The following is a 25,664-nucleotide window of genomic DNA, read 5'->3' as shown; positions in this document are numbered from 1 at the left end:
TTACTAAGGAGAGCTGCATGAGCGAGGCAATTGCCCGCGAATTGATGGCCCAGCGTTTTCGCAGTTATTTACCGGTTGTCATTGATTTGGAGACGGGTGGGTTTAATGCCCAAACGGACGCCGTATTGGAAATTGCAGCTGTCACCCTCACCATGGACCCGGACGGTAATTTACTGCCTGACGCGACCTATGCGTATCACATCCACCCCTTTGAGGGCGCCAACGTCGAGCAGTCGGCGTTAGACTTCACAGGGATTAATCTGGATGACCCGCTGCGTCGCCAAGTGGCGCTTAGCGAATCCGAGGCGCTGGGCGAAATCTTTCGCCCCATTCGCAAGTCGTTAAAAGCTCACGGCTGCTCGCGAGCGATCCTCGTCGGCCACAATGCCGCTTTCGACCACGGCTTTCTGAATGCCGCAGCCAACCGCTGCAACATCAAACGCAATCCGTTTCACCCCTTCTCAAGCTTTGATACGGCGACGCTCGCCGGGTTTGTGTATGGTCAAACTGTGCTGGCCAGAGCATGCCGTGCGGCAGGCATTGAGTTTGATAACAAAGCAGCCCACTCCGCGCGTTACGATACCGAGCGCACGGCTGAGCTGTTTTGCGCAATGGTTAACCGCTATAAAGATTTGGGCGGCTGGCGACTAGCCCAGCGTGAACAAGCGCTGGACGGTAGCGATGAGTAATCCGCGCAGGCAGCTAAAAATCCCCGCAGCGGCGGGTTTGAAACAGCATGTAATGCAGCAGAAATAGCTTTACGCTAAACTTTGTGTCAATTAAGAGCGCTTGGTTCACAGGGCGACTTTCAGTGCGCCTGTGAAGCATCGGCAAGCAAGGGAGCGAACGCTTGCCGTCAATAACGATGAAACCACCCGTTTTCAGGAGATGAGACGTTTCCATGGCCCAGCATAATGCCTTTTACGCCCAGTCCGGTGGCGTTACCGCCGTCATAAATGCCAGCGCCTGCGGCGTTATCGAAGCTTGCCGGCAAGCCCCCGACCAAATCGGCAAGGTGTATGCCGGCCATAACGGCATTATTGGTGCGCTGACGGAAGACCTGATCGATGTCACCCAAGAGAGTGATGATGCCATTGCGGCACTTCGTCATACGCCTGGCGGTGCGTTCGGTTCGTGCCGCTACAAGTTGAAGGATATTGATACCCACCGCGCCCAGTACGAGCGCCTGATCGAAGTCTTCAAAGCGCACGATATCCGCTATTTTTTCTACAACGGTGGCGGTGACAGCGCCGACACCTGCCTAAAGGTCTCACAGCTTTCAGAAAAGCTTGGTTACCCGCTGACCGCGATTCATGTTCCTAAAACCGTCGACAATGACCTGCCCATTACCGACAACAGCCCCGGTTTTGGCAGCGTCGCAAAGTACATTGCCACGTCTACCCGTGAAGCATCGCTGGATATCGCCTCCATGTGCGCCACGTCCACCAAAGTGTTCGTGCTGGAAGTGATGGGCCGCCATGCGGGCTGGATTGCCGCCGCAGGCGGACTGGCAGGCGAAGGTGAAGGCGAGCCGCCACACCTGATTATCTTTCCGGAAGTGTCCTTTAACCGTAAAGCGGTCATGGCACGAGTGGATGAGAGCGTTAAGAAGTACGGCTACTGCGTGATCGTCGTATCCGAAGGCGCGCGCTACGAAGACGGCACCTTCCTGGCAGATGCGGGTAACACCGATGCTTTCGGTCACCGCCAGCTAGGCGGCGTTGCGCCCACTCTGGCCGGTATGATCAAGCAAGATTTAGGCTACAAATACCACTGGGCCGTGGCCGACTACCTACAGCGTGCGGCTCGCCACTTAGCATCAAAAACCGACGTTGAGCAAGCCTACGCAGTGGGCCGTGAAGCGGTGACGCTGGCACTGGCAGGCAAGAACTCCATGATGCCGGCGATCCGCCGTATTTCACAAACCCCCTACCAGTGGGATGTGATTTCTGCGCCGCTGTCGCAAATTGCCAACCAAGAGAAATTCATGCCTCGCGATTTCATCAGCGAGAACGGCTTTGGCATTACTCAAGCATGCCGAGACTACCTCTCGCCGCTGATCCAAGGCGAAGACTTCCCGCCGTTCGAGAATGGCCTGCCTAAAGTCGCCAAGCTCAAGCTGGCGAAAGTGGAGCAGAAGCTGCCTAAATTCACACTGTAACTTCTCGGCTGGCTGAAACGCTGGCCTAGAAGAAGGGGCGATGACCAGTCATCGCCCCTTCTTAATTGATTGTCCCGTCCTGAATAGAGTGGACTACTGGACGCTTTCCTAACGCAGCAGCCAGGAAAGCACCAATAGCAAAAGCAAAATGCCCGCTACGCCTTGCCAAAAGCGCCGGGACTCCGTCCGCGGCTCTTCTCGCTGAGGCATCCGTCCTAACGGGATACGTAGCGCGTGAAGAAACTCCGACATGCGCCTAAAGCGCAGCGGCCGCTGTGGGTCCAGCGCTCGGCGCAGCGCTTCATCCAACGCGGGGGTAATCTCCGGGTTGGTGGTACGGGCGCTACGGTAGCTGAGCTCTTCTAAATCGGTATGACAGCGCAGCTTATTCGGCGTCAAGGTATAGGGCAGCTCTCCGGTTAACAGCCAATAAACCGTGGATGCCAGCGAGTACTGATCGCTGCGTCGCCCCACACTGTCGCCCAGGGCGTACTCTGGCGCCGTGTGCTCATTAAAGCCGATTTGGCGAAGCAGTTCGCCTGAGTGACGATGGCCATCCACTTCACGCATGTGGCAGGCGCTAAAATCCGCCAGCACTACCTTTCCATGCTGATCAATCAGCACGTTATCTGGCATAACCTGCTGATGGATAATATCGCGGTGATGCAGCGCTTGAACTGCCTTGCCTAACTGATTGGCAATATCGAGACGTTGGACGAGGCTCGCTTGCGGGTGGCGCTCGGCCCATTGGCGCAAGGTCTCACCTTCCACGTTCTGCATGAGGTAGTAGAGATAGCGACGTGGGCGCGAGGGCTCCATGACTTTCACTACAAAGGGTGAATTCACCCGCTCTACCACCCACTGCTGCAGCAAAAAAATGCTCTAAATAGGCGTTACGCAGCGAAAGTTCCGGGCTGGGCGCTTTCATCACCATCACGCGATCGCTATGCACATCACGGACTCGGTAAACGCGAGATTGGGCGTTTCGTGACAGCACGGCCTGAACCTCTAACCCATCAAGGCGCTCGCCAGGAGCTAATTCAGGGGGGATTGGCAGATCACCGTAGAGCATGCCAGGATGGTCGGTTTCTTCTTCGGGTAGCTCATCAATGCGCAATAGTTGGAAGCAGAACTGATCACCGCCGTAACCGCGCTCCTGAGCGCGCTGTTTTGCCTCACTGGCCAAACGCTCGCAGGCGGCATCCAAATCGCTGGCGTCTTGGCGAATAAGCCGCACGTAGTCCGACGGCATCAGCGTGCCGCGCACCGCCTGGGTAGTGAATACGAACAGGTCGCCCTGTTTAAGCGCTAGATGGGTGTAGTCGATGTCGACGCTGCCATCCATCCCCAAAGCGCGGGAGGGATAACGATAGCCGCCTACGTCGGTCACATGGTCACGAGTGAGCTGCTCAAACTCGGCACCACGTAAGCGAAATACCAGCGTATCGCCCATATGGAACAGATGCCCTTCGCGGCCCAAAAACACCATCGCGGAGAGTGAGGAAACAAAGCCACCCTCTTTAACATGCTGGCTCTGGCTGTAGCACCAACTATTAAGAGCACGCAGCACACGGGTAGCCGAGGTTTTGGTATCCCAGTGTTCAGGCGTCGAGTAGTAATCCGCAAGAAACCCGCGCACGCTCAAATCTCCCGCCTGCTTGGCCATGGTATTGCGGGAAATCGAGTCACTAATCACCGCACAGCCGCCCTTCACTTTTAACAGCGGTGCTTCCGGCAGGCGCACCGACATTGAGCTGCGGTGCTGCCGCCGCTCCGGGGCAACAAACGCTTGACCATAACTAATTAGCAACTGGGCGTGCGCCAACTCATCCTCCTAGGCTTACGACTCACCATCGCAACTACCATTTCACCAACATCACAACCACACAGGGCTATCATACACGCTGGCACAGTGAAACGATGCCCACCAAACGTCGCGAACGGTACAAAAACCCTACTCATGGCGCGTGACTGCCTGGAAGTGCATCAAGCCGACTAATATGAGACATCCCCTTAAATCGCAATGAACTTCAACATCCACGCCGCTAAACACCTATGTCGCATTGGTAATCTATCGACCATGTTCGTATAATTCTTCACCATTAATGCAATGCATCAACTGCTTAGCTACTGCGCTCTGCAATAGGTAAGAAAAGCCAAGCCAAGGAACCAACGATGAACTTTGATAACATCCCCGCTGGAAAGGATCTGCCCAACGATATCTACGTGGCGATCGAAATTCCTGCTAACCACGCGCCGATTAAGTATGAAATCGACAAAGATATGGGTGCCCTCCTCGTTGACCGTTTCATGGCCACGCCCATGTTCTACCCGGCCAACTACGGCTTTATCCCGCACACGCTGGCCGACGACGGTGACCCGCTAGACGCGCTGGTAGTGACCCCTCATCCGGTAGCGCCTGGCAGCATCATTCGCGCGCGTCCGGTGGGCATTCTGAACATGACCGACGAAGCCGGCGAAGACGCCAAGCTGGTATGCGTGCCGCACCCGAAACTCTCAACGCTGTATGATGACGTGCAGGAAGTGACTGACCTCCCCGAACTGCTGCGCCAGCAAATTGCTCACTTCTTCGAGAACTACAAAGACCTCGAAAAAGGCAAGTGGGTCAAAGTTGAGTCTTGGGAAGGCGTTGAAGCCGCTCGCAAGGCCATTGAAAAGTCGGCCGCAGCTTACAAAAAAGCGTAATTAGCGTCACGACACTGATTGCAAAGGCCGCCTTTAGAGAAGCGGCCTTTTGCGTTTACATTAACGGAGCATGAAGCACCGCGTCACGTCACCGCAGTAAATGCGCTAATCTCAACAGGTGCGCTATCCTGCCTCTTTGCACCCAACCTGTTACCAACGCGTAAGGATACTCCGTGTTACTCATGCAACGTTTTAGCCTATTTTTTTTGTTGTGCTGGCTACCTTTATTGGCCCACGGGCAGTGGTTCTCTTCTAGCAATCAGAGCGACTTCCTGCCGGTAATGGAAGCCTTCCAGCCCAGCGCTTGGCACGATGGTGATACGCTCAGCATCGGGGTCGATATTGCCGATGAGTACTATTTGTACCGCCACCAGCTTGACGTCACGAGCCAGCAGGCATCGGTCGACTTAGAAGACCCCATCATTCCACAGGGCTCATTCACCACCGATCAATTTATGGGGGATGTGTACGTTTTTCGCGATCAGCTCGTTTTTGATGTTCCGCTGAGCGCCCCTTATAGCGGGCCAATCAGTATCGAGCTGACCTTTCAGGGATGCGCCGATGCGGGGTTATGCTACCCACCTGAGCGTATCACCCTTGAAGCCGCAGAAACGTCACCGCCCAGCACGTTTGCCAACTGGCAGTATGAGAGCGAACAAAGCTCTCCAAATCAAACAAGCACGGGTGAACCTACCCCAAGCAGCGCAGCGACTCAATCGGGCGAGAACGCTGGCTTCTCCGCCCCGCAAAGTGAAGATAGCAAATTCAGCGCGCTGATTAGTGATACCAGCCTACCGCTCGCCTTAGGGCTCTTTTTCCTCGTGGGTATTGGGCTCACCTTTACGCCCTGTGTGCTGCCTATGATTCCCATTCTGTCGTCCATCGTGGTTGGCCAGAACCCCACCAAGCCCCGCGCTTTTGTCCTGTCAGCCAGCTATGTACTCGGCATGGCCATTACCTATGCCTTGGTGGGCGTGCTAATGGGGCTATTTGGTGCGGGGCTCAACCTCCAGGCACATTTACAGTCCGCCCCCGTTTTAATTACTTTTGCCATTCTGTTTACCCTGTTCGCTTTGGCAATGTTTGGCGCCTTTGACCTTCGCATGTCACCGCGAATCGCCAGCAAAATAGACTCTTGGCAAGCCCGCGCCCAGCGCAGCGGCCCACTGGGCTTGGCGGTGGCGGGTGCGCTGTCAGTGCTAGTGGTGTCTCCCTGCGTAACGGCTCCGCTAGCGGGCGCCTTGGTATTTATCTCTTCCACTGGGGACGCCATTATGGGTGGCGCAGTGCTGTTTGCGCTTGGACTTGGCATGGGGCTCCCTTTATTGCTTGTGGGCACCTTCGGCGCAACGCTGCTACCCCGCTCTGGCGGCTGGATGAATGGCGTTAAAATTGCTTTCGGGCTGTTGTTATTAGGTATAGCGATTTGGATGATTGAGCGTTTAATTGCGCCATCAATCTCTCTTCTGCTGTGGGCGGCCCTAGCAATCGGCAGTGCCCTTACCCTTGGCGCACTGAATACATCGCCCTCTCACGGCTGGGCAAAAGCCCGGCAAACGGCGGGGTTAATGCTGTTGGCCTGGGGGGTAGCACTCGTGTTGGGCGCCGCCCAAGGAGGCAGCAATCCATTACGACCGCTATCGGTGACCACTTCTAGTACAGGGGAAGCCGCTACCACTCCAATCTTTGAAGAAGTCGACAGTCTCAGCGCACTACAGTCTGAGCTGGAGCAAGCCTCTCAAGCGGGGCAGCCCGTGTTTGCCCACTTCACGGCAGAGTGGTGTATCTCCTGCAAACTGATGGAGCGAGAGGTCTATCCTGATCCTCAAGTCGCCGCTGCATTGAACGATTTTCAACTAATCGCGGTCGATGTGACAGAGACCAATGCACAAAGTCGCGAACTGCTCAATCATTTCAACCTTTTTGGCCCGCCCAGCCTGCTACTCTTTAGCCAGGGCAAGGAAGTGCGCGAAGCTCGCATTCAGGGCGAAGTGACTGCTCAAGACCTCATTCAGCATCTCGACTCGTTCAAGCGCTGGCAGCAGGGATAAAAGATGAACTCATGGTCGGTTGCGACAGTGCAACCGGCTTTGAACACATTTTTAAGCTGCCGTGTCGCGATCGTCGTCAAACAGTTGTTTAAGTCGCAAATATCACACACATTACCGCGGCTACTGGACAGTGGGTGACTTTTTCGGCAAACTCCACAGCCATATTTGCTAAAAAACCCATCTTTTAGCACTGAGTCTGGGTTAACGTTCGCCATCGTGCTGCGTTCTCTTCATTTTTAAATTTGGTTTACTGCACTTAAAAGCGCCGCGCCTAGCAGGCATATCTCTCCTGTGACGACGTGTTACTTTGATCAACTTTTGGGGCTATACGAATGGATATTCGCAAAGTTAAAAAACTGATTGAGCTGCTGGAAGAGTCCAACATCAGTGAAATCGAAATTCAGGAAGGTGAAGAATCGGTTCGTATCAGCCGTCACCCCAACGGCACTGCGTGGCAGCCGCAACCGATGCCTCAGTACGCGCAGCCCGCGCCTGCTGCTCCTCAAGCGCCGGTGGCCACTACCCCCGCCGATGCCGAACCTCAAGGCGCTAACTATCGCGGTGAAGCAGTTAACTCGCCGATGGTAGGCACCTTCTATCGCAGCCCGGCACCAGGTGCGAAAGCATTCGTTGAAGTAGGCGACACAGTGAAGCAAGGCGACACTGTGTGTATCGTTGAAGCGATGAAAATGATGAACCAGATTGAAGCCGACCGCGACGGCGTGGTTGAGGCCATCCTAGTGGAAGATGGCGAGCCGGTGGAATTTGATCAACCGATGATCGTCCTCGCTTAATCTTTCATATCAACACGGGTGGATTCTCCCATGCTGGACAAGGTACTTATCGCGAACCGCGGCGAGATAGCCCTTCGTATCTTACGCGCATGTAAAGAGCTAGGGATTAAAACTGTTGCGGTTCACTCCAAAGCAGACCGCGAACTGATGCACGTTCGTCTTGCCGATGAAGCCGTCTGTATTGGCCCTGCCTCTTCGGCGCAATCGTACTTAAACATCCCTGCGCTGATCAGCGCGGCTGAAGTGACTGACTCAAGCGCCATTCATCCCGGCTATGGCTTCCTATCTGAGAACGCCAACTTTGCCGAGCAAGTGGAGCGTTCGGGCTTCACTTTTATTGGCCCACGCGCTGAAACCATTCGCCTGATGGGCGATAAAGTCAGCGCGATTGAAGCCATGAAGGTCGCTGGCGTACCGACAGTACCCGGTTCCGACGGCCCGCTAGGTGATGATGACGCCACCAACCTGGCCACTGCACGTCGCATTGGCTACCCAGTCATCATTAAGGCGGCTGCCGGTGGTGGTGGACGCGGCATGCGTGTTGTGCATACCGAAGGCCACCTACTCTCCGCCATTACCGTTACCCGCACCGAAGCCCATGCCGCTTTTGGCGATGGCACGGTTTATATGGAGAAGTTTCTCGAGAAGCCTCGCCATGTAGAAGTTCAGGTGCTGGCTGATGGCCAGGGCAATGCTATTCACCTGTATGACCGCGACTGCTCGCTACAGCGCCGCCACCAGAAAGTACTCGAAGAAGCACCGGCCCCCGGCATTGATCCGGAAGCCCGCGCGAAAGTGCTCGAAGCCTGCCGCCAGGCGTGCATCGAGATTAACTACCGCGGTGCGGGTACGTTCGAGTTCCTATACGAAGACGGTGAGTTCTTCTTCATCGAAATGAACACCCGCGTACAGGTAGAGCACCCGGTGACAGAAATGGTCACGGGCGTGGATATCGTTAAAGAGCAGCTGCGTATTGCTTCAGGCATGCCGCTCTCAATTCGCCAGGAAGACGTAAAGCTGAACGGTCACTCCTTTGAGTGCCGTATCAATGCCGAAGATTCGCGTACCTTTATGCCCTCTCCTGGCAAAGTCACACTGTTCCACGCACCCGGTGGCTTAGGCGTTCGAATGGACTCCCACCTTTACACCGGCTATACCGTTCCGCCGCACTACGACTCCCTGATTGGTAAATTGATTACCTGGGGCGCTGACCGCGAGATTGCCTTAACGCGCATGCGCAACGCGCTCGATGAGCTGCTGGTCGAAGGCATCAAGACCAATATCGACCTTCAGAAAGATCTGGTGCGGGATAGCTACTTCCGCCAGGGTGGTGTCAATATTCACTACCTGGAAAAGAAACTAAGCAGCTAAGCCATAGGTTGCTACTACGCCTGCCGCTTGGCGGGTGTTTCTGCGGGGTGGCCATCGCCACCCCGCTGCTGTTTTGTCCTAGTTATATCGCAATTTCGCTTGTTCCTTTATCCTCTAAACGCCGTGGAGACCCCCGATGCCCTGGCTGCAATTAAAAGCACACGTCGCCCCCGAACAAGCCGACCTTCTCGAAGAGCTGCTGCTCGAGGAGGGCGCGACGGCCATTGGCCTACAGGACGCCCACGACGATCCCGTCTTTGAGCCCGAGCGCGGCACGACCCCACTATGGCAAGACACCATTTTAACGGGTCTCTACGATGACCTTGATGGCATCGATGAGATGCTCAGCCGCATCGAAGCCACCTGGGCCGAACAAGTGCCCGGTGAGCCGTGCCCGACCATTGAATACGAGCTGCTGGCGGACCGTGACTGGGAGCGGGAGTGGATGGATGATTTCACCCCTCTGCGCATGGGTGAACGGCTATGGATTGTTCCTAGTTGGCATGAGCCGCCCGAAGCAGGCGCAGTGAACTTGATTCTTGACCCAGGCTTGGCGTTTGGAACTGGCACGCACCCCACAACGGCGCTCTGCCTTGAGTGGCTCGACGGATTAGCTGTGCGCAATGAACTGCAGGGCAAAGCCATACTGGATGTAGGCTGTGGGTCAGGCATCCTCGCCATTGCGGCGCTGAAGTTAGGCGCGACCCATGCAGACGGCACGGATATTGACCCACAAGCGCTACAAGCCAGCCGCGAAAACGCGGAGCGTAATGCTATTGGCGCGGCGCAGCTTGCGCTCTACTACCCTGAGCAACTCAAAGGCGGCTCCTACCCCATCGTCACGGCCAATATTCTGGCAGGACCACTGGTCGAGCTTTCTAGCATGATTGCTGGCCACGTAGCGCCCGGTGGTCACATTGCACTATCCGGCATACTGGCCAATCAAGCCTCAGACGTGCTGGAGGCCTACGAAGCCCAAGGGCTTTATATGGATGAACCCACCGTGCGCGAAGGCTGGGTGCGTTTGACGGGTCACCGCCCCGCATAAAATCGGAATTGGCCTTCAATCCCTTGCCGAGTAGGCGTATCATACGCCCCCTTGAAACGTCCTACTCGTCGATTTCATGCCTACCAAAGTGCACCGCAATGACCTTGATGATTACTTCGCCACCTGCGATTGGGCCTTACCAACTGCCTAACCCGGTAATGCTGGCCCCCATGGCGGGCGTCACCGACCGCCCGTTTCGTCAGCTCTGCCGTCGGCTAGGGGCGGGCTGGGTAGTGGGTGAAATGGTGACCGCTGACCCTTCGCTATGGCATACCCGTAAATCTCAGCTACGCATGGATCATCAAGGCGAGCCCGCCCCCCGGGTAGTGCAAATTGCCGGTGGCGATGCCGAGATGCTGGCCCAGGCCGCCCGGCTTAATGCTGAGCTTGGCGCGCAAATCATCGACATCAACATGGGCTGCCCAGCGAAAAAGGTCTGCAACAAGGCGGCGGGCTCTGCCCTAATGCGCGATGAAGCGCTAGTTGCTGAGATTTTAGATGCCGTAGTGAGCGCAGTGGATATTCCCGTCACGCTCAAGATACGCACCGGCTGGTGCGCTGCGTCGAACAATGCACTGCGCATTGCCAAACTGGCAGAGTCTGCAGGCATTCAGGCTCTGGCTGTCCATGGCCGTCACCGAGAACAGCGCTATACTGGTGAGGCTGAATACGACACGATTGCTGAGGTTAAGTCACACCTTGCTATCCCGGTGATTGCCAACGGCGATATCACGTCGCCCGAAAAGGCTGCCTATGTGTTGCGCTATACCGGCGCAGATGCCGTAATGATAGGCCGAGGCGCTCAGGGAAATCCGTGGATTTTTCAACAGATCACCCACTACTTAACTCATGGTGAACGGTTAGCACCACCCAGTTTGACAGAGCGCTGCCAGATACTACTTGAGCATCTGCAGGCACTGCATGCGTTCTATGGCGACACCATGGGCGTACGCATCGCACGCAAACATGTCGGCTGGTATCTCAATGACGACCAGCGCTTTTCAGACGCTGAACAGCGAGCGCTCAAGCAGCAGTTTAATGCCCTTGCCTCGACTGAAGCGCAGTTTGACTGGATTAATAACGCCATGACCCACGACGCCGCTCAGCGTCTGCTAGCCAAAGGAAGCCATGCGGCATGACTGAACGCAACCTGCTCTCCAGCGAACGCTCCTCCCATCTCTCTGGCACGCTAGCAGACCCTTCCGACAGTGCCCAGCCACAGCCGCTAAGAGAAGCGGTTGAGATGGCAATGCGCCGCTACTTCGAACATCTCGATGGCAGCCAAACTACCGATTTGTATGCCATGGTGATGGCAGAGGTGGAAGCTCCTCTGTTGGCATGTGTAATGGAACACACCGATGGCAACCAAACGCGCGCGGCGGATGTGCTTGGTTTAAACCGTGGCACGCTGCGCAAAAAGCTTAAGCTGTATGGATTAATTGAAAGTGACGCCCCTTAAAGGGGCGTTGTTGTTTTAAACTCCGACCTGCACACGATGAGCACCCTTATGGCCGATAGTACCGCTACCCCCGTTCGCCGCGCCCTGCTGAGCGTATCCGATAAAACTGGCATCGTAGAGTTTGCCCGCGGCCTCGCCGAACATGGCGTCGAGCTGCTATCCACTGGCGGCACCTTCCGCTTACTGCAAGAGAACAGTATTGCGGTTAAGGAAGTATCTGAGCACACCGGTTTTCCAGAGATTATGGATGGACGCGTTAAAACACTGCATCCAAAAATTCACGGCGGCATTTTGGCACGCCGCGGCCAGGACGACGCTGTCATGGCGGAGAATGACATCTCACCAATCGACATGGTGGTGGTGAATCTTTACCCCTTTGCCGCCACGGTCGCCAAGCCAGACTGCACGCTGGAAGACGCCATCGAGAATATCGATATCGGTGGCCCCACCATGGTACGTGCCTGCGCCAAAAACCACGCGTATACTACGATTGTGGTTAACGCCAGCGACTACGACCGGGTACTGAGCGAACTTAATGACCACTCTGGCCAAGTGAGCGCCGCCACCCGTTTTGATCTAGCCGTTAAAGCGTTTGAGCATACCGCTGGTTACGACGGCGCCATCGCCGACTATCTTGGCCGTCAGGTAGCCAGCGAAGACGCCACCTTTGCCCGCACCTTCAACCTGCAGCTGCATAAAAAGCAGGACATGCGTTACGGTGAAAACCCGCATCAGAAAGCGGCTTTCTATGTGGACCCCGCCGCCAGCGAGCCAAGCGTTGCTACGGCCAAAACGCTTCAAGGCAAACCGCTCTCTTTCAATAACGTGGCTGACACTGACGCGGCGTTTGAGTGCGTAAAAGCCTTTGAGAATACCGCCTGTGTCATCGTCAAGCACGCCAACCCTTGCGGCGTTGCCGTGGGCGCAACGGCTCTGGAAGCTTACGAGAAAGCTTTCGCGACCGACCCGACCAGCGCCTTTGGCGGCATTACCGCCTTCAATGTACCGCTGGATGCCAAGACTGCACGCGCGATTATTGACCGCCAGTTTGTCGAAGTCATTATCGCTCCAGGGGTCAGCGACGACGCAGCCGTCATTGTGGCCGAGAAGCAGAACGTGCGCCTACTGGACGTAAGCGCTCATTGGCCCGGTACGGCGCAGCCTGCGTTTGACTTCAAACGCGTGAATGGCGGCCTGCTGGTACAAGATCGTGATCAAGGCATGGTCACTGAAGATGAGCTTACCGTGGTAAGCGAACGCGCTCCGTCTGAAGAAGAACTGCGCGACCTTGCCTTTGCATGGCGAGTAGCAAAGTTCGTGAAATCCAATGCGATTGTTTACGCCAAAGCAGGCCAAACGATTGGCGTAGGCGCAGGCCAAATGAGCCGGGTTTACTCGGCTAAAATTGCCGGCATTAAAGCGGCAGATGAAGGGCTTTCCGTTCCTGGTTCAGTGATGGCTTCTGACGCCTTCTTCCCCTTCCGAGACGGCATCGATGCCGCCGCAGCAGCGGGCATTACGGCGGTTATCCAGCCTGGCGGCTCCATGCGCGACCAGGAAGTGATTGATGCCGCTAACGAAGCAGGCATTGCCATGGTATTTACCGGCATGCGCCACTTCCGCCACTAATCAGAGGATAGCCTCCTGCATTAACAAAAGCCCTCACTTGCTTCAAGTGAGGGCTTTTTCGGTCTAGGACGTATTACTTGCCAAGATCAATGCACAGGTATTTCGTTTCCAGATACTCTTCCAAGCCTTGATGGCCACCTTCACGGCCAAGACCCGACGCTTTCACCCCGCCAAAGGGTGCCGCCGCATTGGAAATAAGCCCGGTGTTAATGCCCACCATGCCATACTCCAACGCCTCCGCTACGCGCCACACGCGAGCCAAATCGCGAGAGTAGAAGTAAGAAGCCAAGCCGTACTGGGTGTCATTGGCCATCTCAATGGCGGTCTCTTCGTCATCAAAGGGGAAAACGGCTGCCAGCGGGCCAAACGTCTCTTCGTGGGCCACTTTCATTGCATCGGTAGCAAAGCTGATCAGCGTTGGTGTGAAATAGTTGCCACCCAAGGGGTGCGGGTGTCCACCCAGAAGCAGCTCCGCACCGTTATCAATGGCATCTTGAACGTGCTCACTGACTTTCTTAACAGCATTCTCGTCAATAAGCGGGCCAATATTAATATTTGGCTCTGTTCCATTCCCCACCTTTAGCTCGCTGTTCATTGCAACGGCAAGCTTTTCACAAAACGCGTTAATGACGCTGGACTGCACCAGAAAGCGGTTAGTACATACACAGGTTTGCCCGGCGTTACGGAATTTAGCCGCCATGGCACCTTCAACAGCCGCGTCTAAATCCGCATCTTCAAAAACGATAAACGGCGCATTGCCCCCCAGTTCCAAAGAAATTTTCTGGATATGCTCAGCGGCCTGAGCCATCAGAGTGCGCCCCACCTCAGTCGAGCCCGTGAAGGTGATCTTACGGACTTTGGGAGATTCTGTAAGCGCTTTCGCGATGTCAGACGCACTGCCTGGCACCACATTGAAAACCCCACGGGGAATGCCAGCACGTTCGGCGAGTAATGCCAGTGCAGTGGCGGAAAAAGGCGTTTGACTGGCAGGTTTCACCACAATGGTACAGCCAGCAGCCAGTGCCGCCCCTGCTTTACGAGTAATCATCGCAGCGGGAAAGTTCCACGGCGTAATCGCGCCAACAACGCCTACCGGCTGTTTCGTCACCACAATACGCTGATTAGCATTGGCGGCAGGAATGGTTTCACCATAAACACGGCGAGCTTCTTCAGCAAACCAGCGTAAGAAGCTCGCGGCGTAGGCAATTTCACCTTCTGCTTCTCTTACTGGCTTGCCCTGCTCATAGGTCATCAGCAGAGCAAGGTCATGCTTGTGTTCAAGCATTAGGTCATGCCACTTGAGCAATAAGTCTGCCCGTTCCTGAGCGGTTAACGCCCGCCATGACGGCAGCGCCGCATCGGCAGCATCAATGGCACGTTCGGTTTCCGCCTTACCTAGGCGTGGCATCTCACCAACCGACTCACCAGTGGCTGGGTTCAAAACGTTGATTTGCTCACCGCTGTCGGCGGCTACCCAACTGCCGTCAATATAGGCAAACGGGCAATACAGCTGTGTTTCTTTCAGCGCTTCCATGACAGACTCCTGACCAAATGACGGCCTTGCAGGCTCATTTACTTGTTCATGCTAAGACGAAACGAGGCATTTAACCAAGCCTTTGACATGAAACCTGCTGAGTTTCACTCAGGTCAGTTGATCAGCGTTAAAAATTCTTGGCGCGTTGCCTGGCTACTGCGAAAACCTCCCAACATAACCGATGAGGTCATACTGGAATTTTGCTTTTCCACACCGCGCATCATCATGCAGAGGTGGCGGGCCTCAATCACAACAGCCACCCCTCTTGCCTGAGTAACCTGCTGAACCGCCTCGGCGATTTCACGCGTTAAATTCTCTTGGATTTGCATTCGACGTGCATACATATCGACGATACGAGCAAATTTGGAAAGGCCCAGCACCCTGCCACTCGGCAGATAGGCGATATGGCATTTGCCGATAAAAGGCAGTAAATGGTGCTCACACATGGAGTAGAGCTCGATATCTTTGACCAGCACCATCTCATCGGTCTGTGACTCAAAAACGGCCCCATTCACTATTTCTTCTAATGATTGATGATAACCAGCATTTAAAAACTGCATGGCTTTAGCTGCGCGCTTTGGTGTATCTCGCAGCCCTTCACGGTCAGGGTTTTCACCGAGCGCGGAAATAATTTGACGGTAGTGTTGGGCGAGATCGTCGGTCATTGTAGGCCTCATCAAAACTGTGCTTATTCGCTATCACTTAATCGCCTTGCAGCAATGTTATCGCGCCAGCGAGCTTCCATTATCGGCAAGCTACTGAGTAGCTTACGGTTTCTTCCGTTTAGCTGCCTTACCCTGCGAGTGCTAGCTGAACCCTTTATTCTGTACAAAAAATATATATCAATCAATTTATGTACAATACTAACAGTAGATTAATCTATTTTAACGCACCTATGCAGGCTGTGGCAGAGTGACACGCACCCCCCTTCGGCACTAATTGAGCTGTGCTATGATAAAAGCACAATTTTCCTGCTAATAGTGCAGGGGCCACTGTTGAGAGTATGCTATGTCATTTAAATCATCGCCCTTTTGGCTAACTGCCCTGCTGGGTACTTTCTTTGTATCACCTTTGCACGCAGAAGAGTCGGCGCTGGAACTTCCCAGCGGCGCGAAAGTAGGCGTTGAAGTCGTTGAAGCTTTGAAGTTTGATAGCAGCGAAAAACGTTACAGCGATATTCTGCTGCATCCAAAACAAGCAAGCGGCACCACCCATTCACTGCCTGAATACTGCTTGTTAGTAGCCAATGCGCAATTAAACGGTGATCGCGTCCGTATTACTACCCAAGATGCAACCTGCATTGAAACCCACGATTCAGAAAGCGCCATCTACTCAGGCACTTTTTCAGCCAGCGCCTATGCAGAAGATGGCCAGTATGGTCTTGCCTGCGACGACGGCTCCTGTTCATTAACTCCTGGACAACCCTTCGTCTTGGCATTAGATCAAAGCGTCCGTATTGATGCTCAAGACAATCCCTCGGCTGACATTAATGCCATCCGTCGCCAAGCTAATGGGGAAGGTGTCGGCAACCCTATTCCTGGTGAGCGTCCAGACCCTGACCAAAGCGTAGAAAACCCAGCCCCGACAGAGCAGCCTGAGTAGTCAACCTGCAAGACCCAGGCGGCCCTTCGCGAGCATCTCACTAAGGGTCGCCTTTAAAGGTACAAGATAAAACTAATCCAGCCGATGCATTAGGCCAACCATAATGGCTTATCCAGGTGCAGTAGTTGCTGCTCAAGCTGGCGAATATGCTGATCCCAATAGCCACTTTCTGCCAGCCAGGGAAATGCCCGAGGAAAGGCAGGATCATCCCACCGAGTTACCAGCCACGCCGCGTGACGTATTAAGCGGTAAGCACGCAATGGCTCAATAAGCGACATTTGCTGATGGGGAAACGGACTTGTCTCTTCATAGCCTTCTATCATCTCACTGAGTTGCGCCCGCCATAGCTGCGGATTTTCCATGGGCAGCAGCATCCATATATCTTGGATGGCGGGCGCCATCAGGCAATCATCAAAATCGACAAGCGTAAATGTCTCATCGCGACCAAGTATATTGCCTAAATGGCAGTCTCCATGGGTACGTATCATGCTTGCAGAAGGGATATGTACTGTCTCAAGTTGGCGGCGAATCTTATCGACTGCGTTTTGATAGGCGCGGGTTTGATGATTATTAAGCCAAGGGCTTGTCACTACGCGCTGCTCGGCCTCGGTCACCCCTTCACTGAGCAATAGCGTTCCGCGATGCTGAAACGGCTTTTTAGCAGCCACTTCATGAAGTTGACCCAGCACCTCACCTAAGGCAAATAGATGGGCAGGGTTATCTAACTCGGGCGCTTGGCCTATGCACTGTGGGAATAAGGCAAAGCGAAACTGCTGATACTCATGCAACGATACATCTTGGCCATTGCGCCACGGCGCCACCACCGAAACGCCCGCCTGCGTTAACTCGGTTAAAAAATCATGCTCTTCCTGAATAGCCTCATTTGACCAGCGGTTTGGCCGATAGAATTTCACGATCCAGCGGCCACCGTCGTCATCACGAAACATCAGCACACGATTCTCATAGCTATTGAGAGCAAACGGTTCGCCAGCAGGCCAAATACCTATCGACTCAACGGCTGACATAACCAGATCAGGCGAAAGCGCGCTAAACGGATGCGACATAGATGACTCCTTGGATGGGCTGCCTAGTTTATCAACTCTTCTGCAGCGGTGTACGGGCAGCGGCCCAAATATCAACGCGCTTGGCACCCTGTTCCAGCAGTACGGTCGCTAACGCATGGCCAGTGGCACCGGTTGTTACTACATCATCGATAATAGTCACATGCGCGGGCATCTCAGTGTCCACCATAAATGCACCTGCTAAGTTTTGCTGTCGCTCCCGGCGGTTTAAAAAGCGCTGAGAAGGCAAACGCTTAATACAATGCGCCTGCATCACCGGTAGATCCAACCGGTCGCCTAGCCGTTCAGCCAGCCACTGTGCCTGATTGAATCCGCGCTCTTTGGCACGCCCAGGATACATAGGTACAGGGAGCAATGCGCTGGCCATCTGGCTGGGGCACCGGGATAACATCAACTCAACTAGCAGCATTCCCGCACGCGGGGAGCCATGAAACTTAAAGTCGTGCACCAAGGAAGTTATCGTATCTTGGTAGCAAAGCGGCACTGTCGTGGTGGTAAAGCTAGGCGGCTCCGTCAGACAGTGACTACACCGTTTACCAGCCACCCCTGCCAGCGGCTCGGCACACTGCTCGCAGCTATGAAGATTCCAGGGGAGCAATGCAAAGCATTCATCGCACCACCCTGCACTTGATGAGCGCCCAGCAAGGCAAAATGCACAGTAGCCGGGCAGCCCCTGCTTGAGCCACTGGTTAATGGTCGCGATCCATTTCTTCACCGCTTCACGTCCCCCTTTACCCTCATGTTAAAAAATAGCGCTGCAAGATTTGACATTAGCGCAAATGTTGATAATATGCGCCTCGTCTTCTGCGGATGTGGTGGAATTGGTAGACACGCTAGATTTAGGTTCTAGTGCCGCAAGGTGTGGGAGTTCGAGTCTCCCCATCCGCACCAATTTAAAGCGTATCATTTCAAATAATTCGGTAGCTTCATGCTAACCGAATTTTTTTGTTTCCAAACTCCCTCAAACTGCTCTAACTAGCTGACGAGCGCCTATTTTTACGCTACGTTAGCGACGACGCGCTGTGCTGCCATTAAAAGTCGATACAGAGCGCATGAATAGCCGAAGAGATCGCAAACGCGTTTTGAAATGGACCAAAGATATCGAAATGCATAAAGCACAATAATGCAGTGCGCATAATTAAAATTTTTGGGACAGACCTATGAAACCCGTCATTGCGTTTATTTGCCTTGGCACACTTACCGTCCTCTCGTTTCAAAGTCATGCTGCTGAGGAAGATAGCGATTTACCTGACTGGGCAGAGGAGCGCGTTGAGCCATTTCGAGCCAACGTTGGCAACTGGGTCGACAATACCTCTCGCAACATTGATGCATTTTTTGGGGGCGGCGAGTCCGCAACCGTCAATAATGAATCCTATCTGCGCCTTGGCCAGGAAATTGATTGGATGGAAGGTGATGGCACTAGCGGCGATATTAGTGTCCGCTACCGGATCGACTTGCCTACGACAGAAGAGCGTCTACGCCTAGTCATTGAAAGCGACCCCGAAGAATCACAAGGCACGTTGACAGATCAAGGCTCCGGCCGCCTCTATAACGACCAGCGTGACCGCAGCACCTCCACCTTTGGCCTGGATTGGCTAGAGAGTCGTGATAAGCGCGAAAACTGGAGCAACCGAATTGGCGCGGGTATTCGCCTTCGCATGCCTCTGGACCCTTACGTACGCTTTACCAGTGAGCGGCTTTGGGATATTGGCGACGGCCCCTGGCAGTTAGAGTCTTTCAACCGAGTATCCTGGTTTAATAATGATGGTTACTCAGCGCGTACTACTTGGGACATGGGCCGACCGCTATCGGAAAATCGCCATCTACGCTTCATTACCACGGTTCAATGGCGCGAAGAAGAAGACACCTTAGAATATAGCGAAGTGGCTGAGCTGAATCAGCGACTAAATGACCGCAGCGCCATGCGCTACTCTGCCATTGCGATTGGTGAAAGCGCTTCTAACCCGCGCATGACCAATTACTACCTACAGACGCGCTACCGTCGCGATCTTCATAAAGGGATTCTGTTTGGCGATGTGATTCCTGAACTGCATTTCCAGCGTGAAGATAGCTACGACCCGCGCTGGGCAATGACCGTACGCCTAGAAATGTACTTTCAGCGGGCAATTCAGCGGGACTACTTTGAGTTTTAGCGCTACTTAACACAACCCCCTAGCCGATGAGCATCAGCGCACTATATGGCCAATGCTCATCGCTTTTTGGTTAAAGCCGCAAACCACCGTCGCATTCAATAATACGTGCAGTGAAGTAGTCGTTATCAAACACAAACGCCACGCTTTGAGCAATATGGTCAGGCTCACCTAAATGCTTTAATGGAACGCTGGCGGCAATTCTTTCCAGCATGTCTGGGCGCATTGAGGCAGTCATCTCAGTCTCGATAAACCCTGGCGCCACTGTACCGGTGCGAATTCCATAGCGCGCCAGCTCTTTCCCCCATGTCACCGTTAGCGCATGTACCCCCGCCTTTGCCGCTGCGTAGTTACTTTGCCCCATATTACCCGCACGGGAAATACTAGAAATATTGACGATAACGCCTTCGTGCCCAGCCTCAACCATGTGCGTCGCCGCTTCACGCCCACATAGGAATACACCCGTTAGGTTAACGTCCAGCACACGCTGCCATGAAGCGAGCGACATGCGCTTTTCTACAACGCCACCTTTCGCTTTAATCAACATCCCATCGTCAGTAATACCTGCATTATTCACACAGCCACTGACAGGCCCCAAGCGCTGGGCGATATCAGCGAAGGCATGCTGAACCGATTGCTCGTCTGCCACATTAGCAACAAATGCATGGGCTGATACGCCCTCAGAACCAAGCGCAGAGACCGCGCTATCTAAAGCCTCTGCACTCATATCAATGAGAGCAATCTGAGCACCCTGCTTGCCTAACCGCTTGGCAATGGCAAACCCTAATCCACGGGCACCACCGGTAATCGCCACCACTTTTTTATCTAATTGCATCTCTTTCTCCTTAAGCAAGCGTGCTGGCAGCTAGCTAGTACCAACAACACGCACTCTCTCACCCACATTTGTGCACCGCAGCATATAAGAGCCAGTTTAAAATATCGAGCAGCCTTTGGCTTGCCAAACCACACTTGCTGCTTGTTTTTTATATTTCTGTCACCATATTCAACGATTACGCCTGTTTTGGAGTCGTCCATGCCTATTCTTCTCTTTATTTCGCTGTTCACTCTACTGGACTTTGTGCTGCTTTTTACCATCGGCGGCCAAATAGGCCTGCTAACCACGCTTTTATTAGTGCTAGGCACAGGCTTTATCGGGCTTTACCTCATTCGCAAGGAAGGCGTTTCTACTTTTGCCCGCGCACGCCAGCGCATGCAGATGGGTGAAATACCTTCCCAAGAGCTGCTTACTGGAGCTGCGCTAATCTTTGGTGGGGCGCTTTTGCTCGCCCCGGGGTTTCTATCGGATGCACTGGGCATTGCCTGCCTCATACCCAATGCGCGCCAGTTGCTGATGAAAGCGCTGACCTGGGCGGGGCTCAAAACTGCAACGGCCAAGCAACACACTTACCAGAGCGGCTCTTCAGGCTGGGAGCAGAACACTCAGCGCGACTATTCCAACACGCAAAACGGCCCAATTGAGGGAGAGTTTATTAGCGGCGACGATACGCCTCGTCGGCGCTAAGTGCTTATCGCCTTTGCAAACCGCTATTGTGTAATTTTTTTTCTTATCCACCCCTTGAAAGGTGTTGGCTAGCCCCCATTTTTGAGTCAGCACACAGGTTCGGTGAAAGCTACGCTTTCGCCATAAACATGAAGGCAACGTGCCTTCACTTTCCGAGGGCTTAGCCCACGGAAATCACTTTAAGCTAACTGCCCTTTTTGGGCTTTGACGAACCTCAGGAGAACGTGAGCATGAATATCCGTCCTTTGCACGATCGCGTTGTGATCCGTCGCGTGGAAGAAGAGCAGAAAACCGCTGGCGGCATCGTGCTACCGGGTAATGCACAGGAAAAACCCACGCGTGGCGAAATCCTGGCTGTTGGCAATGGCCGCATTCTCGACAACGGCGACGTGCGCCCGCTGGATGTAAAAGTTGGCGATACGGTGATTTTCAAAGACGGCTACGGCGTTGAAAAGCAAAAAATCAACGGCGAAGAAGTTCTGATCATGAGCGAAGCCGATATCCTGGCCGTCGTTGAAGGCTAATCCGCATCGGCTACTTACTTTCACTTTTCTATTTCAATATTTAGGAAGTAACGAACATGGCAGCTAAGCAAGTTAAGTTTTCTGATGATGCTCGTAAACGCATGGCGCGCGGCGTCGACATTCTGGCAAACGCCGTAAAAGTTACGCTGGGCCCGAAAGGCCGCAACGTAGTGCTGGACAAGTCGTTTGGCGCACCGACTGTGACCAAAGATGGTGTATCGGTTGCCAAAGAGATCGAACTGAAAGACAAGTTCGAAAACATGGGCGCCCAGATGGTAAAAGAAGTTGCTTCAAAAACTTCTGACGCTGCGGGTGACGGCACCACCACCGCCACCGTTCTGGCTCAAGCGATTGTCGCGGAAGGCCTGAAAGGCGTTACTGCCGGTATGAACCCGATGGATCTTAAGCGCGGCATCGACCAAGCGGTCGCGGCGGCGGTGAAAGAGATCCAGGCAATGTCTGTACCCTGCACCGACACCAAATCCATTGCCCAGGTAGGCACCATCTCTGCCAACGGCGACAAGCGCATTGGCGAGATCATTGCCGAAGCGATGGAGAAAGTAGGTAAAGAAGGCGTCATCACCGTTGACGAAGGTCGCGGCTTCGAAGACGAGCTGGAAGTCGTCGAAGGCATGCAGTTCGACCGTGGCTACCTCTCTCCCTACTTCGTCACCAATCAAGACACCATGGCGGTCGAGCTGGAAGACCCCTACATCCTGCTGGTCGACAAGAAAATCTCCAACATCCGCGAGCTGCTGCCGGTGCTGGAAGGTGTTGCCAAGCAAGGCAAGCCGCTGGCCATCATCGCCGAAGATATCGAAGGCGAAGCGCTGGCAACGCTGGTCGTGAACAACATGCGTGGCATCGTGAAAGTCGCGGCTGCCAAAGCACCTGGCTTCGGCGACCGTCGCAAAGCCATGCTGCAGGATATCGCTATCCTGACGAACGGCACCGTGATCTCCGAAGAAGTAGGTCTGACCCTTGAGCAGGCAAACCTGGATCACCTGGGTACTGCCAAGCGCATGACCATGTCCAAAGAGAACACCACCATCATCGATGGCGCAGGTGCCGAGGACGACATCGAAGCGCGCGTTAACCAAATCCGCGCGCAAATCGAAGAAACGTCCTCTGACTACGACAAAGAGAAGCTGCAAGAGCGCGTTGCCAAACTGGCAGGCGGCGTTGCCGTTATCCGCGTCGGTGCGGCGACCGAAGTCGAAATGAAAGAGAAGAAAGCACGCGTCGAAGATGCGCTGCACTCGACTCGCGCTGCCGTAGAAGAAGGCGTCGTACCTGGCGGCGGTACTGCCCTGGTTCGCGTGATGGCCAAAGTACAGGGCCTGACCGGTGACAACGAAGATCAGAACCACGGTATCAACATGGCGCTGCGTGCCATGCAGGCACCGCTGCGTCAGATCGTCACCAACGCGGGCGAAGAAGCCGCTGTGGTCATCAATCGCGTCAAAGATGGTGAAGGCAACTTCGGTTACAACGCGCAAACCAGCGAGTACGGCGACCTGTTCGAAATGGGTGTTCTCGACCCGGCAAAAGTAACCCGCACTGCGTTGCAGTCTGCTGGTTCCGTTGCTGGCCTGATGATCACCACCGAGTGCATGATCGCCGACGATCCGGAAGAGAAAGAAGCTGCCCCGGACATGGGCGGCATGGGTGGAATGGGTGGCATGGGCGGCATGATGTGATGCACCCCATGAGCCTAACGCTCTGACGTTGAACGTCATCAAGAACCCCGCTTCGGCGGGGTTCTTTCATTAGTACCGACGTCATGGCGTCATAAAGCGTGCTACCATCACCGACTTTATTTGGCAGCTTTTAGGTTCGACTTCTCGTGCTTTCCAATATTCGTATCGTGCTGGTGCAAACGTTCCACCCGGGCAACATAGGCGCAACAGCCCGCGCCATGAAAACCATGGGGCTGACGGAGCTCGTGCTGGTCAATCCTCGTACCTTCCCCGATGAAGAAGCCACTCGCCTAGCCGCCGGTGCAACGGACGTATTAGAAAACGCTCGCTGCGTAAAGACACTCGAAGAGGCCGTGAACGACTGCGTGCAAGTGGTCGGTGCCAGCGCTCGGCTGCGCAGCATGCCGCTGCCCCATTTCGACGAGCCTGACGAGATGGCCCAGCAAGTCATCGACAACGCCCACCAAGCCCCAGTGGCCCTGGTGTTTGGCCGCGAACGCTCCGGGTTGACCAACGATGAGATTCGCTGCTGCAGCCACCAAGTCAGCATTCCCGCCAATCCCGAGTATGGCATTCTCAATCTATCGCAAGCGGTTCAGATTCTAGCCTACGAAGTGCACCGCGCCTGGCGCAAGCGCAACGCCAGCGGCTATGAGTATCAGCGCCCGCTGGAAGCGACGCCGCCTAGTCGCCAACAGTTTGGCTATTTCCAAGAACATCTTGGCCGCTTGATGCAGCAAAGCGGTTTTTTAACCCAGCCCCACGCCCGTACCGAAGAGCAGCTTCAAGCGCTGTTTGCCCGTGCACAGCCTAGCCGCAAAGAGCTGTCCCTACTCCGTGGTCTGCTAAGTGCCTTTGAAGCACACTTGCCTAAACAGTAACGTCTTATCCACTCAACGCGCTTTCATCAAGCACTTCCATCAAAAAAGGGCAGCCTCAGCGCTGCCCTTTTGGTAAGTATTGAGTGTGCTTAAAGCGTCATGGCCGCCAGCCAACCAAACGCAATCAGCGGAAGGTTATAGTGAAGGAAGGTCGGCACGACGCTATCCCACATATGGTCATGCTGGCCGTCCACGTTCAATCCTGAGGTGGGCCCCAAAGTGGAATCCGAGGCTGGCGAACCCGCATCGCCCAAAGCGGCAGCGGTGCCCACCAGCACTACAGTCGCCATGGGTGAGAAACCAAACTGCACGGCCAGCGGTACGAAGATCGCCGCAATGATGGGAATGGTTGAGAACGAAGAGCCGATGCCCAGGGTAATGAACAGGCCGACCAGCAGCATGACCAAAGCGGCCAAGCCACGATTATCGCCAAACAGATCGAAGGCACCCGCAACCAGCGAGTCGATATCGCCGGTGGCTTTCATGACTTCCGCAAAGCCTGCCGCCGAAATCATGATAAAGCCAATCAAAGCCATCATCCGCATACCGCTGGTGAACAGATCATCAGCCTCGCGCCATTTGAAAATACCACCCAATGACAGCAAGCCGATACCCACCAAGCCTCCAACGATCATCGAGCCGGTGTAGAGCTGAAGGCCTAACGCTGCCACGATCGCCACGCCTGACATGACTAACCCTAAGAGGTGCGGTTCGACAGGCGTGTGCGTCTGGCCATTGGGCGCGGCCACGTCCTTACTCGCGTAGCTACGCTGGCCGCGGTAGCTAAACAGTAGGGCGACCAACAGGCCCATGGCCATGCCGCCCACCGGAAGCGCCATGGCCATGGGCACCATGCCACGCGAGATCTCCAGCCCTAGTGGCTCTCCGGCACTGTTCAGGTTTGCCAACAAAATATCGTTCAAGAAGATCGCCCCGAATCCTACCGGCAGCAGCATATAGGGTGCCGTAAGACCAAAGGTCAGCGCGCAGGCCACGGCACGGCGGTCGAGTTGCAGGCGATTCATCACCGCCAGCAGCGGTGGAATCAGCACGGGAATGAACGCGATATGGACCGGAATGGCATTTTGTGAGGAGATGGCGACCAGTAACACGGCCACCAACAGCAACATCTTCACCCGCGCTTGGTGGGCGGCGGTCGCCTCTTTACCTAGCAAGGTGATCAATCGATTTGCCAGCATGTCCGGCAACCCAGAACGAGAGATGGCCACGGCAAAAGCGCCTAAGGTTGCGTACGCCAGCGCCACCTGCGCGCCTCCGCCGACGCCCTCGTTGAACGCGCTGAGCGTATCGTCCAGGGAAAGGCCTCCGACCAGCCCCCCTACTAACGCACCGACCACCAGCGCAAATACAACGGACACACGAAGAAGCGACAGTGCCACCATGACGAGCACTGCGAGAATTACTGCATTCATGGAAATACCCAGGGTTA

General features: G+C 54.6%; 22 protein-coding genes, 1 tRNA gene and 1 pseudogene. 17 read left to right on the top strand and 7 right to left on the bottom strand.

What is annotated here, in order from left to right; translation table 11 throughout:
- The first annotated feature begins 17 nt into the window (after positions 1–17).
- Positions 18–689, top strand: a complete 672-nt coding sequence (rnt, locus tag A3220_RS08580) for a ribonuclease T (protein WP_044627990.1) — start codon at positions 18–20, stop codon at positions 687–689.
- A gap of 212 nt (positions 690–901) precedes the next feature.
- Positions 902–2,161 (top strand): 6-phosphofructokinase, encoded by a 1,260-nt coding sequence (locus A3220_RS08570; RefSeq protein ID WP_044627992.1) that lies wholly within the window; start codon positions 902–904, stop codon positions 2,159–2,161.
- A gap of 108 nt (positions 2,162–2,269) precedes the next feature.
- Here the strand turns inward: A3220_RS08570 and A3220_RS08565 are convergent.
- Positions 2,270–3,986, bottom strand: a pseudogene (locus A3220_RS08565) (protein kinase).
- A 350-nt stretch (positions 3,987–4,336) separates the two neighbouring features.
- Here A3220_RS08565 and ppa point away from each other — a divergent pair.
- From ppa to purH, 8 genes are all read left to right on the top strand, one after another.
- The gene (gene ppa / locus A3220_RS08560) at positions 4,337–4,867 is read left to right on the top strand and encodes an inorganic diphosphatase (RefSeq protein WP_044627994.1); all 531 of its coding nucleotides are present in this window, start codon (positions 4,337–4,339) and stop codon (positions 4,865–4,867) included.
- A gap of 182 nt (positions 4,868–5,049) precedes the next feature.
- Positions 5,050–6,918 (top strand): protein-disulfide reductase DsbD, encoded by a 1,869-nt coding sequence (gene dsbD, locus A3220_RS08555; RefSeq protein WP_252860440.1) that lies wholly within the window; start codon positions 5,050–5,052, stop codon positions 6,916–6,918.
- Positions 6,919–7,250: 332 nt separating this feature from the next.
- On the top strand, positions 7,251–7,712 hold the full coding sequence (accB, locus tag A3220_RS08550; RefSeq protein WP_044627996.1) for an acetyl-CoA carboxylase biotin carboxyl carrier protein: 462 nt from the start codon (positions 7,251–7,253) through the stop codon (positions 7,710–7,712).
- Between the two features lie 30 nt (positions 7,713–7,742).
- Complete coding sequence (accC, locus tag A3220_RS08545) at positions 7,743–9,083, top strand: acetyl-CoA carboxylase biotin carboxylase subunit (RefSeq protein WP_044627997.1); 1,341 nt, start codon at positions 7,743–7,745, stop codon at positions 9,081–9,083.
- Between the two features lie 136 nt (positions 9,084–9,219).
- On the top strand, positions 9,220–10,131 hold the full coding sequence (prmA, locus tag A3220_RS08540) for a 50S ribosomal protein L11 methyltransferase (protein WP_062374399.1): 912 nt from the start codon (positions 9,220–9,222) through the stop codon (positions 10,129–10,131).
- A gap of 98 nt (positions 10,132–10,229) precedes the next feature.
- Entirely contained in the window at positions 10,230–11,270 is a 1,041-nt protein-coding gene (gene dusB, locus A3220_RS08535; RefSeq protein ID WP_074210642.1) for a tRNA dihydrouridine synthase DusB, read from the top strand.
- Complete coding sequence (gene fis, locus A3220_RS08530; protein WP_044627999.1) at positions 11,267–11,590, top strand: DNA-binding transcriptional regulator Fis; 324 nt, start codon at positions 11,267–11,269, stop codon at positions 11,588–11,590. The genes dusB and fis overlap by 4 nt, the downstream gene beginning before the upstream one ends.
- Before the next feature lie 48 nt (positions 11,591–11,638).
- Positions 11,639–13,219, top strand: coding sequence for a bifunctional phosphoribosylaminoimidazolecarboxamide formyltransferase/IMP cyclohydrolase (purH, locus tag A3220_RS08525; RefSeq protein ID WP_062374397.1), 1,581 nt, complete (start codon positions 11,639–11,641; stop codon positions 13,217–13,219).
- Positions 13,220–13,292: 73 nt separating this feature from the next.
- Here purH and A3220_RS08520 read toward each other — a convergent pair whose 3' ends face one another.
- Together A3220_RS08520 and folE are read right to left on the bottom strand one after the other, a co-directional pair.
- Positions 13,293–14,753 (bottom strand): NAD-dependent succinate-semialdehyde dehydrogenase, encoded by a 1,461-nt coding sequence (locus A3220_RS08520; protein ID WP_062374395.1) that lies wholly within the window; start codon positions 14,751–14,753, stop codon positions 13,293–13,295.
- A 113-nt stretch (positions 14,754–14,866) separates the two neighbouring features.
- Positions 14,867–15,418: a GTP cyclohydrolase I FolE gene (gene folE / locus A3220_RS08515; protein WP_044628002.1), complete on the bottom strand. Its 552-nt coding sequence runs from the start codon at positions 15,416–15,418 to the stop codon at positions 14,867–14,869.
- 343 nt (positions 15,419–15,761) lie between these two features.
- Between folE and A3220_RS08510 the strand changes: the two genes are divergently transcribed.
- The gene (locus A3220_RS08510) at positions 15,762–16,355 is read left to right on the top strand and encodes a hypothetical protein (protein ID WP_062374393.1); all 594 of its coding nucleotides are present in this window, start codon (positions 15,762–15,764) and stop codon (positions 16,353–16,355) included.
- A gap of 89 nt (positions 16,356–16,444) precedes the next feature.
- Here the strand turns inward: A3220_RS08510 and A3220_RS08505 are convergent, their stop codons facing one another.
- Positions 16,445–17,419 (bottom strand): serine/threonine protein kinase, encoded by a 975-nt coding sequence (locus tag A3220_RS08505; RefSeq protein WP_044628004.1) that lies wholly within the window; start codon positions 17,417–17,419, stop codon positions 16,445–16,447.
- Between the two features lie 31 nt (positions 17,420–17,450).
- Positions 17,451–18,152, bottom strand: coding sequence for a ComF family protein (locus tag A3220_RS08500; RefSeq protein ID WP_044628005.1), 702 nt, complete (start codon positions 18,150–18,152; stop codon positions 17,451–17,453).
- A 91-nt stretch (positions 18,153–18,243) separates the two neighbouring features.
- On the opposite strand from A3220_RS08500, the gene A3220_RS08495 reads away from it, so the two are divergent.
- Both A3220_RS08495 and A3220_RS08490 read left to right on the top strand, forming a co-directional pair.
- A tRNA-Leu gene (locus A3220_RS08495) sits at positions 18,244–18,328 on the top strand.
- A 269-nt stretch (positions 18,329–18,597) separates the two neighbouring features.
- On the top strand, positions 18,598–19,590 hold the full coding sequence (locus A3220_RS08490) for a hypothetical protein (protein ID WP_062374391.1): 993 nt from the start codon (positions 18,598–18,600) through the stop codon (positions 19,588–19,590).
- Positions 19,591–19,660: 70 nt separating this feature from the next.
- Here A3220_RS08490 and A3220_RS08485 read toward each other — a convergent pair whose 3' ends face one another.
- Complete coding sequence (locus tag A3220_RS08485; RefSeq protein WP_062374390.1) at positions 19,661–20,422, bottom strand: SDR family oxidoreductase; 762 nt, start codon at positions 20,420–20,422, stop codon at positions 19,661–19,663.
- 198 nt (positions 20,423–20,620) lie between these two features.
- Between A3220_RS08485 and A3220_RS08480 the strand changes: the two genes are divergently transcribed.
- From A3220_RS08480 to A3220_RS08465, 4 genes are all read left to right on the top strand, one after another.
- Entirely contained in the window at positions 20,621–21,109 is a 489-nt protein-coding gene (locus tag A3220_RS08480) for an FxsA family protein (protein ID WP_044628008.1), read from the top strand.
- 230 nt (positions 21,110–21,339) lie between these two features.
- Positions 21,340–21,633: a co-chaperone GroES gene (locus tag A3220_RS08475; protein WP_044628009.1), complete on the top strand. Its 294-nt coding sequence runs from the start codon at positions 21,340–21,342 to the stop codon at positions 21,631–21,633.
- 56 nt (positions 21,634–21,689) lie between these two features.
- Positions 21,690–23,333, top strand: a complete 1,644-nt coding sequence (gene groL / locus A3220_RS08470; RefSeq protein ID WP_062374388.1) for a chaperonin GroEL — start codon at positions 21,690–21,692, stop codon at positions 23,331–23,333.
- A 146-nt stretch (positions 23,334–23,479) separates the two neighbouring features.
- A complete protein-coding gene (locus A3220_RS08465) occupies positions 23,480–24,214 on the top strand; it encodes an RNA methyltransferase (RefSeq protein ID WP_044628011.1) in 735 nt (244 codons plus the stop codon).
- 89 nt (positions 24,215–24,303) lie between these two features.
- On the opposite strand, the gene A3220_RS08460 is transcribed toward A3220_RS08465, so the two are convergent.
- Positions 24,304–25,647 (bottom strand): Na+/H+ antiporter NhaC family protein, encoded by a 1,344-nt coding sequence (locus tag A3220_RS08460; RefSeq protein WP_062374386.1) that lies wholly within the window; start codon positions 25,645–25,647, stop codon positions 24,304–24,306.
- Between the last annotated feature and the right edge of the window lie 17 nt (positions 25,648–25,664).

Origin of the sequence: Halomonas sp. KX33721 (genome assembly GCF_001596805.1) — a bacterium.
In the GTDB taxonomy this organism is placed as follows: Bacteria; Pseudomonadota; Gammaproteobacteria; order Pseudomonadales; family Halomonadaceae; genus Vreelandella; species Vreelandella aquamarina.
Note: the sequence above shows the minus strand (reverse complement) of the source record. Positions and strands in the feature narration are given on the sequence as shown.

Excerpts from the sequence above, each read along its gene's own strand:
- rnt (WP_044627990.1), top strand. The coding sequence starts at position 18 with ATGAGCGAGGCAATTGCCCGCGAATTGATGGCCCAGCGTTTTCGCAGT.
- A3220_RS08570 (WP_044627992.1), top strand. The coding sequence starts at position 902 with ATGGCCCAGCATAATGCCTTTTACGCCCAGTCCGGTGGCGTTACCGCC.
- ppa (WP_044627994.1), top strand. The coding sequence starts at position 4,337 with ATGAACTTTGATAACATCCCCGCTGGAAAGGATCTGCCCAACGATATC.
- dsbD (WP_252860440.1), top strand. The coding sequence starts at position 5,050 with ATGCAACGTTTTAGCCTATTTTTTTTGTTGTGCTGGCTACCTTTATTG.
- accB (WP_044627996.1), top strand. The coding sequence starts at position 7,251 with ATGGATATTCGCAAAGTTAAAAAACTGATTGAGCTGCTGGAAGAGTCC.
- accC (WP_044627997.1), top strand. The coding sequence starts at position 7,743 with ATGCTGGACAAGGTACTTATCGCGAACCGCGGCGAGATAGCCCTTCGT.
- prmA (WP_062374399.1), top strand. The coding sequence starts at position 9,220 with ATGCCCTGGCTGCAATTAAAAGCACACGTCGCCCCCGAACAAGCCGAC.
- dusB (WP_074210642.1), top strand. The coding sequence starts at position 10,230 with ATGACCTTGATGATTACTTCGCCACCTGCGATTGGGCCTTACCAACTG.
- fis (WP_044627999.1), top strand. The coding sequence starts at position 11,267 with ATGACTGAACGCAACCTGCTCTCCAGCGAACGCTCCTCCCATCTCTCT.
- purH (WP_062374397.1), top strand. The coding sequence starts at position 11,639 with ATGGCCGATAGTACCGCTACCCCCGTTCGCCGCGCCCTGCTGAGCGTA.
- A3220_RS08520 (WP_062374395.1), bottom strand. The coding sequence starts at position 14,753 with ATGGAAGCGCTGAAAGAAACACAGCTGTATTGCCCGTTTGCCTATATT.
- folE (WP_044628002.1), bottom strand. The coding sequence starts at position 15,418 with ATGACCGACGATCTCGCCCAACACTACCGTCAAATTATTTCCGCGCTC.
- A3220_RS08510 (WP_062374393.1), top strand. The coding sequence starts at position 15,762 with ATGTCATTTAAATCATCGCCCTTTTGGCTAACTGCCCTGCTGGGTACT.
- A3220_RS08505 (WP_044628004.1), bottom strand. The coding sequence starts at position 17,419 with ATGTCGCATCCGTTTAGCGCGCTTTCGCCTGATCTGGTTATGTCAGCC.
- A3220_RS08490 (WP_062374391.1), top strand. The coding sequence starts at position 18,598 with ATGAAACCCGTCATTGCGTTTATTTGCCTTGGCACACTTACCGTCCTC.
- A3220_RS08485 (WP_062374390.1), bottom strand. The coding sequence starts at position 20,422 with ATGCAATTAGATAAAAAAGTGGTGGCGATTACCGGTGGTGCCCGTGGA.
- A3220_RS08480 (WP_044628008.1), top strand. The coding sequence starts at position 20,621 with ATGCCTATTCTTCTCTTTATTTCGCTGTTCACTCTACTGGACTTTGTG.
- A3220_RS08475 (WP_044628009.1), top strand. The coding sequence starts at position 21,340 with ATGAATATCCGTCCTTTGCACGATCGCGTTGTGATCCGTCGCGTGGAA.
- groL (WP_062374388.1), top strand. The coding sequence starts at position 21,690 with ATGGCAGCTAAGCAAGTTAAGTTTTCTGATGATGCTCGTAAACGCATG.
- A3220_RS08460 (WP_062374386.1), bottom strand. The coding sequence starts at position 25,647 with ATGAATGCAGTAATTCTCGCAGTGCTCGTCATGGTGGCACTGTCGCTT.